The organism is Burkholderia sp. E168m23, assembly GCF_016586125.1.
GTDB classification, from domain to species: Bacteria; Pseudomonadota; Gammaproteobacteria; order Burkholderiales; family Burkholderiaceae; genus Burkholderia; species Burkholderia orbicola.
Genome location: NZ_BCPP01000200.1, coordinates 1 through 8,523 on the forward strand (window position 1 = coordinate 1; position 8,523 = coordinate 8,523).

The following is an 8,523-nucleotide window of genomic DNA, read 5'->3' on the forward strand; positions in this document are numbered from 1 at the left end:
ACTGACGCGACTGACGCCGAAGCCGACGACGCATGGGCCGCATCGGCCTACGCAGCGGGCGCGACCGACGCGCCGGTAATCTTGTGCCGCGCGAGTGCCTCGGCGACGAACCCGGATGCCTTCGCTTCCTCGACGAAGGCCCGCAACGTGTCGGCTGCCGCCGCACCGCGGCTTTTCGGCAAACCCATCGCCTGACGGATCACCATGAATCGTTCGTCGAGCAAACGCAGGCCAGGCGCTTGACGTGCGTCCGCCTCGAGCTGTTGCTTGACGCCGGCGGCGACTTCCAGGCCCTCGTCGAGGAACGTCCGGACGACGGTCGGAGACGTCGGTGCCCGCACGATCCGCGCATGCTTCAACTCGCGCGTCAGGAACAAATCGTAAGCGCTTCCCTCACCAACTGCCACGCGGATCGACGGCTGGTCGACATCGTCGTTGGCGCGAATCGACGATTCATCGCGCACCATGTAATAGCCTTCGATCAAAACGTACGGATCGGTAAACGCGATGGTTTCTCCTCGTCGTGGATCGATGGCGAAGAAGCCGATGTCTGCCCGCTCGTCGCTGACCGCCTGGACGGACTTGCCGGCTGCGTCGAGCACCACGAGTTCAAGTGCCACGCCGAGCGTTGCGGCAAAGGCGCGCGCCAGGTCGACCGACACACCGGCCGGTTCGCCCGATGCGTCCTTGCCCGCGAGAATGGGATTCCCGAGATTGATCGATGCCCGCAGCTTGCCGGTGGGTGTGAGTGCGCGAATGACGGATGGGTCGGGTTTCATGTCGATAGCGTGAAGAAAAGAAATTCATGGGTGGGCACGGGCCTTCAGCCGCAGACCCGTGCATCGCTCGACTCGCGTTGCGCGAGCGCTCGGGGCCTCAGCAGTATCGCGACGGCCAGCACGCTGGCGAGCGCAATACCGCCCGCGAGAAAGAACGCGCTGAAGAACGTATGGCTTTCCTGCACGAGAAAGCCGGTTGCAGCCGGGCCGACGATGCCCGCGCAGTTGGCGATCGCATGTACGCAGCCGCCGACACTGCCGAGTTTCGGGCCGGGGATCGTGTCCTGAATCAGTGCCCAATAGGCGCTGCCGCTCAGATAAAGGGCAAACACCGCAACGGCCATCAACAGCAGCGCACCGAGCGTCGTGGTCACGGCGCCGGCCAGCGTGACGCACACGCCTGCCGTGCCGAGACAGGCGATCAATACCCGCTTGCGCGCGAGCAGTGCGTTGCCCGTGCGGCGAAAGATCAGATCGGACAGCACGCCGCTCAGTCCGTAGCCGATGAACCCCAGCAGCCAGGGCAGCACCGTCGCGAGACTCATGCTTTTCAGGCTCAGGTGACGGTCCATCGTCAGAAAGGTCGGGAACCAGGTGAGAAAGAAAAACAGGATGTAGCTGTAACCGAAGTACGAAATCATCGCCGCGAGAATGGCGGGCTGCTTGAGGTAGAAGCCGAGGGGCCGCAGGTCCGACGGGCTTTCCGGGACGCTTCGGTCGGATTCGATCAGCCGGCGTTCGTCATCGGATACGCGTGCATGCTGATGCGGCTTGTCGGTCGCCATGAACATCCAGAACACCAGCCAGAGCAAGCCGAAACACGCGATGCCGGCGAATGCGACGCGCCAGCCGTAAGCGGCCGTCAGCAGGCCGACGACCGGCCCTGCAACCGCGCCGCCCAGCGGCAGGCCGCAATTCGCGAAGCCGAATGCGGTCGCCGATTCCTTGTGCGGAAACCAGTTGTTCACGATCTTGTTGATCGTCGTCGCGAGCGGGCCTTCGGCCATGCCGAACAGCGTGCGGACGGCCAGCAGCGAGCCGAAGCCGCCGGCAAGACCGGTCGCGCCGCATAGCAACGACCACGTCAGGACTGCCCCGGAGAAGACGCGCTTGCCGCCCCAGCGATCCGCCGCCCATCCGCCGATGAAATTGAATGCCGCGTAGCCGATGAAGAATGTCGAGAACAACAGCCCGAGGCTGCTCGGCGACATATGCAGTTCCCGCATGACGGCGGGGGCGGCGACGGACAGCGCCGCACGGTCGAGATAATTGATGAAGCCTGCGATGAACAGCAGCAGGACGATGCGCCATCGAATGTTTGTCACCTGTCGCTCCCTGGAGCTTGTTATGTGCTTGACGGCCGGGCGCTCGAACGCGCTATCCGGTCCGTCGCTTGTCGGTTTGCTACCGCGCCGTGCGTTTGGAACGGCGCGAGCGTGGCGGGCCACGCTCGCGAACGCGGCGTTCAGCGCCGCGGACGGGCGGTCGCTTCCAGCATCGCGAGCTGTGCCGCGCCGATATCGATGCCTTCCGCCATCTGGCGTTCCAGGCGACCGAGTTCGATCTCGCCGGGCACGATCACGGGCGCCTCCGGATCGGCGGGTTGGGAGCCGTGCAGGATCGCCGCGTAATCGGCCATGCGCGCGACGAGCCACCCGGTGCTGCCGAGCCGGGTCGTATCGATGAGAATGAAGAAGTGGCCGAGATTCTGCGGTTGTTCAGGGTCGTCCTCCCACGACTTGACGTGCGTGAGATACGCCGCTCCGGAAAGCAGTCCCGCGAACAGGTCGACCACCAGTGCGAGGCCGTAGCCCTTGTGGCCGCCGATCGGCAGCAGAAAGCCGTCGAGCGCGGCTTTCGGATCGGTGGTCGGTTTGCCGTGAGCGTCGGTGGCCCAGTCGCCGGGAATCGGCTCGCCCCGCTTGAGCGCGTTGCGGATCTTCGCCCGTGCCGCGACGCTGATCGCCATGTCGAGCATGAACGGACGACCATTCGGGTTCGGGACGCCAAAGCCGACGGGACTGTTGCCCAGGCGGGCGTCGGTGCCGCCCCACGGCGCGATCGTCGTCGTCGCGTTACTGCCGATGATGCTGGCGAAGCCCTGCATCGCCGCGAGGTACGAATAGGGTGAGACGGGACCGAAGTGATTGCTGCCGCGCACGAACACACAGGCAATGCCCTGTTCGCGTGCGGCCGTCATCGCCAGATCGAGTGCGCGATGGCCGACGAGCGGGCCGATGCCGTTGTCGCCGTCGAGGCGGTAAAGGGCCGGCGCCACCTGTTCGGTGGTGATCGACGGTGCGGGATTGATGCCGCCGATGCGCAGGCGCGAGCCGTACGATTCGATACGGCTCGTGCCGTGCGTACGCAGACCGAACAGATCGGCAAGCACGAGGATCGTGGTGGTGTCGGTCGCATCGGCGCGCGTCAGGCCGAGCGCGCAGAGTGCTTCGATGGTCAGCTCGGTCAGATGTGCCTTGCTGACGATGCCGTGGGTGGGAGTGGGCTGGGTCATGGAACGCGTTGTCTCCTTCGATTTGAAAACCGTGCGGTTCAAGCGGCTGCGAATAGCACGCCGCTTGCGTTTCGCACATGATCGAGCAGGAGCGGTTCACGCAACAAACGCATATTTTCGTTCGATTGGTGCGTCATGCGCACGAATCGAACCCAACCCAATCACCGGATGCCCGCGAAGGCCTTGCCGTGCCGCCCGAAGCCGAGGGCCGGTGCTTCGCCTAAGCGGCCGCGCTTGCGGGAGGCACACCGGGTGCACGCATCTCCGTCAATAGCTGAAGGAAGAAGCGGCCCGCGGAGGACAACCCGCGGCCGCGCCGCTGGATGACACCCAGCGTTCGCCGGATCGGCGGATCGACGAGCGCGACGCTCGCAAGTGCCTTGTGCGGGCCGCGGGGCATCGCGAGCCGAGGCACGACACCGACACCCAGGCCCGCTTCGATCAGACTCACGAGCGCGGGCACATGGCGTACCTCGCAGAACCATTTGGGCCGCTCGGCCGCGCCTGCCAGCGCCTCGTCTATGACTGCGCGATTGCCGCTGCCTTGTGCGATGGCCAAATACTCGAGGCCGGCGAGCTCCGCCCACGCGACGGATTTGCGCTTTGCGAGCGGATGACTGCGCGGGCAAGCGAGCACGAAAGGGTCGTCGAGCAGCGGCGTGAATTCGATGTCCGGCTCTTCGGTGCCGACGTAAGTCAGGCCAAAATCGGCTTCCCCGCGCGCGACGGCGAGAAAAACCATCGACGACGGCTCGTCGATGAGACGCAGGCGAATGCCCGGGTAGCGCTGATGATAGGTCGCGATGGTTTCCGGCAGGAAGTAGCGCACCGCCGACGGCACGCACGCGACCGTGAGTTCGCCGGTCATCTTGCGGGCAAGGTCGTCGAATTCGAGCATCGAGTTGTCGACCTCGTTGAGGATGCGGTGAGCGCGCTCGAGAAACCCGCGGCCGACGATCGTCAGGTCCATCTTCCGTGTGGTTCGCTCGAACAGTCTGACGCCCAGCACCTCTTCGAGTTTTTCTATCCGGCGCGACAGCGCGGACGCCGACAGATGCAACGTGTCGGCCGCCGCGCGAAAGCTGCCGAGGTCGGCCGTCGCCACGAAGGCCCGCAAATCCGATATCTCGAAATTCATGCCGATGACCACAGCGAGGGAAAGGGATGCTCAGTTTCGGCGTGCCGATGGGGGCTGTCAATTCATGCGTACGGCACACGAATTCGCCGGCGCGATCGTCCTGTCTTGCGGCGCGCCACTCCCATACTGCTCGGTGCCGGGTACGCAGCGAGGTCGGCCGGGCGGCCGGCTCAAGTGATCCTTGCCGAATCCGCCGAAGCGCGCAAGCGAGTGATGTCGCGTGCCGGCGATTCTCCAAAGTGGCGGCGATATTCGCGACTGAACTGCGACGGGCTCTCGTAACCCACGCGGATGGCGGCGGTCGTGACGTCGATGTCGTGGACCAGCATCAGGCTGCGCGCTTGCTGCAGCCTGAGTTGCTTCTGGAACTGCAGCGGCGTCATCGCCGTCACCGCGCGAAAATGCTCGTGCAGACTCGACGGGCTCATGCCCGCTTCCGCGGCAAGCCGCTCGATGCTGAACCGTTCCCGGAAATGCTTGCCGAGCCATGCGATGGCGCGACCGACCTGAGCCACCCGGCCCTGGCTGGCGGTAATGTGGCGCATCCTGGCGCCGTCGGGACCGGCGAGCAGGTGATAGAGGATTTCCTGTTCGGCAAGCGGCCCGAGCACGGGCAGCGCTGCCGGATTATCGAGCAGCCGCAGCAGGCGCAGCGCCGCATCGAGCAGCGCGGCGCCGGCGTCGGACACCGTCTTGCCGACGGGCGGGGAGGGCGCTTCCGGTGGCGGCGGCACGCGCAGCGCCAGATCCGCCAGCATGACCGGATCGAAATCGAGGTACAGGCACAGGTAGGGTTTGTCGGGCGTCGCATCGACCACGCGGCCGGTTGCCGGCAGATCGTAGGTCACGACTCCGTAGCGCCCAGGCGCATATTTCAAGACACGGTCGCCCAGCGTGACCTCCTTGTGTCCTTGTGCGACGAGACAGAGTTGCGGCCGGTAAACATTCGGCATCGGCATCGTCACCGTGGAGGATCGAACGAGCGTCATCCGCTCGATCGGGGTGGCCTGGAAGCCGTCCATCGACACGTGCCGGGCAATCACGGAAGCGATTTCAGTCAAGGTTTCCATGCATCCGACTATCGCATGCCGCACGGAAGGGCGGCAATGTGAACCTGTTTCTGGAGGATCGTGCAGCTATTTCGGGATATCAGGCTAACGGTTCGGCGACGCCGCGCATCACAGTGTGAGCGGCAGCCGGGGCACGGCAAACCCGGCCGCGAAACGAATAGGGAACGCATATGACAATCGACAATCCGAAGCCCCCCACGATTGCACTGGGCACGTGGGCCTGGGGCGACAGCGGCGAGGCGGGCAATGGCTACTTCGGCAGCAGCCTCACGCGGGCTGGCCTGGAAGCGGTCGCCGACAAGGCACATGCGGCCGGATTCAGCCTCTGGGACACCGCCATGGTGTACGGCATGGGCCGTTCAGAAACCGTACTCGGCGAAGTGCTGAAGCGCTTCGCGCGCAGCGACTACCGGCTTTCCACGAAATTCACCCCGCAGGCCGCGGGAACCGGCGCCGATCCGGTGGCGGACATGCTGGCGCAGAGTCTGGCCCGCCTCGGTACGGATTACGTCGACCTCTACTGGATTCACAATCCGGCCGATGTGGCGCGGTGGACACCGCACCTGGTTCCGTTGCTCGAGAGCGGGAAGATCAAGCACGTCGGCGTCTCGAATCACAACCTGGGCGAAATCGAACAGGCCGACCGGATTCTCCGCGAAGCCGGGTTTCGGGTCGAAGCGATCCAGAACCACTACAGTCTGCTTTACCGCGATTCCGAGCGCGCCGGCATCCTCGACTATTGCCGCGATCGCGGCATCCCGTTCTTCGCCTATATGGTGCTCGAGCAGGGCGCGCTGAGCGGCAAGTATGGTCCGGCGCATCCTTTGCCGGAAGGCAGCAACAGGGCGCAGACCTACAATCGCATGCTGCCTCGGCTGAAAGCGCTGACGGATGCACTTGCCGCGATCGGTCGGAAGCGCGGGGCAGCCGCGCCCGATGTCGCGACGGCCTGGGCCATCGCCAAGGGAACGACGCCGATCGTCGGCGTGACCCGGCCCGACCATGTCGATGGCCTGGCTCGAGCCAGCCGCATCACGCTTGCCGCCGACGAAATCGCCGAACTGGAAGCGCTCGCCGATGCTGCCGATGTGAACACGCGCGGCTGGTGGGAACACGAGATGCAAGGCTGAATGCCGTGCTCGCGATCGTCGTCGACGTCGTGCCGTCCCGCGTCGACGCACCGTTTCGTCGATGCGCCGCGACCAGACGCGCATTTCGTTCAAACGTGATCAAACGAAGGAAACATGCTCATGCGAGCCATTCAGATTCATGAATACGGCGGCCCCGACGTGTTGCGTCGAGTGGATATCGACGTGCCGAAGCCGGGCGCGGGCGAAGTGCTGGTGCGTGTGGTCGCGGCCGGCATCAACTTCATGGACGTTCATACGCGACAGGGGAAGTACCGCGATTCGCGCACCTATCCCGTGCGGATTCCGTGCACGCTCGGCATGGAGGGCGCGGGGGAGGTCGTCGAGGTGGGGGCGGGCGTCACGTCCGTGCGCGCCGGCGATCGCGTCGCGTGGTGCATCGTCTGGGGTGCATACGCCGAGTATGCCGTCGTGCCCGCCGCACGGCTTGCACGCATCCCGGACGACATTGCGTACGATCTCGCCGCAGCAGCGATCTTTCAGGGTTCGACCGCGCATTATCTGCTCGACGACGTCGGCAAGCTCGAAGCCGGCATGACCTGCCTCGTCCATGCGGCATCGGGCGGTATCGGCCAATTGCTGGTGCAGTTGGCGAAGCGGCGCGGGGTCGAAGTGTTCGCCACCACGAGCACGGCCGACAAGGCCGCGATCGCGCGTGCGCGCGGTGCGGATCACGTGCTGCTCTACGAGCACGGCGGCTTCGCGGACCGCATCCGCGAACTGACCGACGGTCGCGGCGTGGACGTGGTGTTCGATGCCGTCGGCAAGACCACTTTGCGCGACAGCTTCCGCGCGACCCGGGTGCGCGGGCTGGTGGTCAACTACGGCTCGGTGACCGGCCCGATCAGCGATCTCGACCCGTACGAACTCGGCGAAGCCGGCTCGTTGTTCCTGACACGCCCGCGGCTCGCCGATCATCTCGCCGACGCAATCACCGTGCAGCGCCGCGCCGACGACGTGTTCGCCGCCATCGCGCAGGGGGCGTTGCATGTCGAAATCAACGGACGCTACACGCTGGACAACGTCGAGGACGCGCACGCCGCTCTCGAGGAACGCCGCCAGTCGGGCAAGGCGGTGATGGACATCGGGTAGTCCCCACCGGGCATTCAAGCGACGCAGCCTCCGGGCCGGCGATGCGCAAGCGTCACCGCTGGCGCAACTCCTTCCTCGGTCCGAGGGGAACGGCGTTTCACATACGGCTTGCCGCAGCGCCGCGCACGCTCAAAGCGGCAGCACGGAAGTCTGCTTGATCTTCTGCATCGGAATCTCGGTCTTCACGCTCTGCACGCCTTCGATTCGGGTCAAGTGGTCGATCTGGAGTTTTCGATAGGCGTCGATATCGGCGGTCACGACCCGCAGCAGGCAATCGCAATCGCCCGCCATCAAGTGGCACTCGAGCACCTGTGGCAGCCGTTGAACCGCCTCGGTGAAACGGTCGACGGTTTTCGCGTCCTGGCTCGTCAGCCAGATACGGACGAACACGGTCAACCCCGCGCCGATCTTCGAGGCGTCGAGCAGCGCCGTGTAGCGTTCGATGACCCCGGCCTGTTCCAGCTGCCTGACCCGACGCAGGCACGGTGACGGCGACAAGCCCACTTTCTGCGCCAGTTCCACGTTCTGGATGCGCCCATCTTCCTGGAGCGCTCTCAGAATGCGACGGTCCATTTCGTCCAGTTCGATCGCGGTCATTAATCGGACCTATTCGGTTGAGGCATGCAGTGCCGGAATGTTCGTTTTTTGAAGCATTGAATTGCCAAAACGCTTCCATCTTAGGTCGAACACGCAACCTGAAATTATTTTTCTACGATAAATTTTGGCCCGTAGCAGCCGGGGCGGTCCCGCTGCCGATCAAGGGGCAAAAATGAGCACCGGT

General features: G+C 64.8%; 9 protein-coding genes. 3 read left to right on the top strand and 6 right to left on the bottom strand.

Annotation, left to right across the window (positions count from 1 at the left end; all coding sequences use genetic code 11):
• Nucleotides 1-47 precede the first annotated feature (47 nt).
• The 3 genes from JMF90_RS12850 to JMF90_RS12860 form a co-directional block, all read right to left on the bottom strand.
• Nucleotides 48-779 (bottom strand): ABC transporter substrate-binding protein, encoded by a 732-nt coding sequence (locus JMF90_RS12850; RefSeq protein ID WP_011547474.1) that lies wholly within the window; start codon nt 777-779, stop codon nt 48-50.
• A gap of 44 nt (nt 780-823) precedes the next feature.
• Nucleotides 824-2,104 (bottom strand): MFS transporter, encoded by a 1,281-nt coding sequence (locus JMF90_RS12855; RefSeq protein ID WP_011547475.1) that lies wholly within the window; start codon nt 2,102-2,104, stop codon nt 824-826.
• 140 nt (nt 2,105-2,244) lie between these two features.
• Nucleotides 2,245-3,294 (bottom strand): Ldh family oxidoreductase, encoded by a 1,050-nt coding sequence (locus tag JMF90_RS12860; RefSeq protein WP_011547476.1) that lies wholly within the window; start codon nt 3,292-3,294, stop codon nt 2,245-2,247.
• A 77-nt stretch (nt 3,295-3,371) separates the two neighbouring features.
• On the opposite strand from JMF90_RS12860, the gene JMF90_RS12865 reads away from it, so the two are divergent.
• Complete coding sequence (locus tag JMF90_RS12865; RefSeq protein ID WP_201325143.1) at nt 3,372-3,518, top strand: hypothetical protein; 147 nt, start codon at nt 3,372-3,374, stop codon at nt 3,516-3,518.
• Here the strand turns inward: JMF90_RS12865 and JMF90_RS12870 are convergent.
• Nucleotides 3,515-4,432: a LysR family transcriptional regulator gene (locus JMF90_RS12870; protein ID WP_011547477.1), complete on the bottom strand. Its 918-nt coding sequence runs from the start codon at nt 4,430-4,432 to the stop codon at nt 3,515-3,517. The genes JMF90_RS12865 and JMF90_RS12870 overlap by 4 nt on opposite strands.
• Nucleotides 4,433-4,602: 170 nt before the next feature.
• Nucleotides 4,603-5,502, bottom strand: coding sequence for an AraC family transcriptional regulator (locus JMF90_RS12875; RefSeq protein ID WP_011547478.1), 900 nt, complete (start codon nt 5,500-5,502; stop codon nt 4,603-4,605).
• 170 nt (nt 5,503-5,672) lie between these two features.
• Between JMF90_RS12875 and JMF90_RS12880 the strand changes: the two genes are divergently transcribed.
• Together JMF90_RS12880 and JMF90_RS12885 are read left to right on the top strand one after the other, a co-directional pair.
• Nucleotides 5,673-6,632 carry an aldo/keto reductase gene (locus tag JMF90_RS12880; protein WP_011547479.1) on the top strand — a complete coding sequence of 320 codons (960 nt, stop codon included), beginning with the start codon at nt 5,673-5,675 and terminating at the stop codon, nt 6,630-6,632.
• A gap of 120 nt (nt 6,633-6,752) precedes the next feature.
• On the top strand, nt 6,753-7,742 hold the full coding sequence (locus JMF90_RS12885; RefSeq protein ID WP_011547480.1) for a quinone oxidoreductase: 990 nt from the start codon (nt 6,753-6,755) through the stop codon (nt 7,740-7,742).
• A 129-nt stretch (nt 7,743-7,871) separates the two neighbouring features.
• Here the strand turns inward: JMF90_RS12885 and JMF90_RS12890 are convergent, their stop codons facing one another.
• On the bottom strand, nt 7,872-8,330 hold the full coding sequence (locus JMF90_RS12890; protein WP_041489475.1) for an Lrp/AsnC family transcriptional regulator: 459 nt from the start codon (nt 8,328-8,330) through the stop codon (nt 7,872-7,874).
• Nucleotides 8,331-8,523 lie beyond the last annotated feature (193 nt).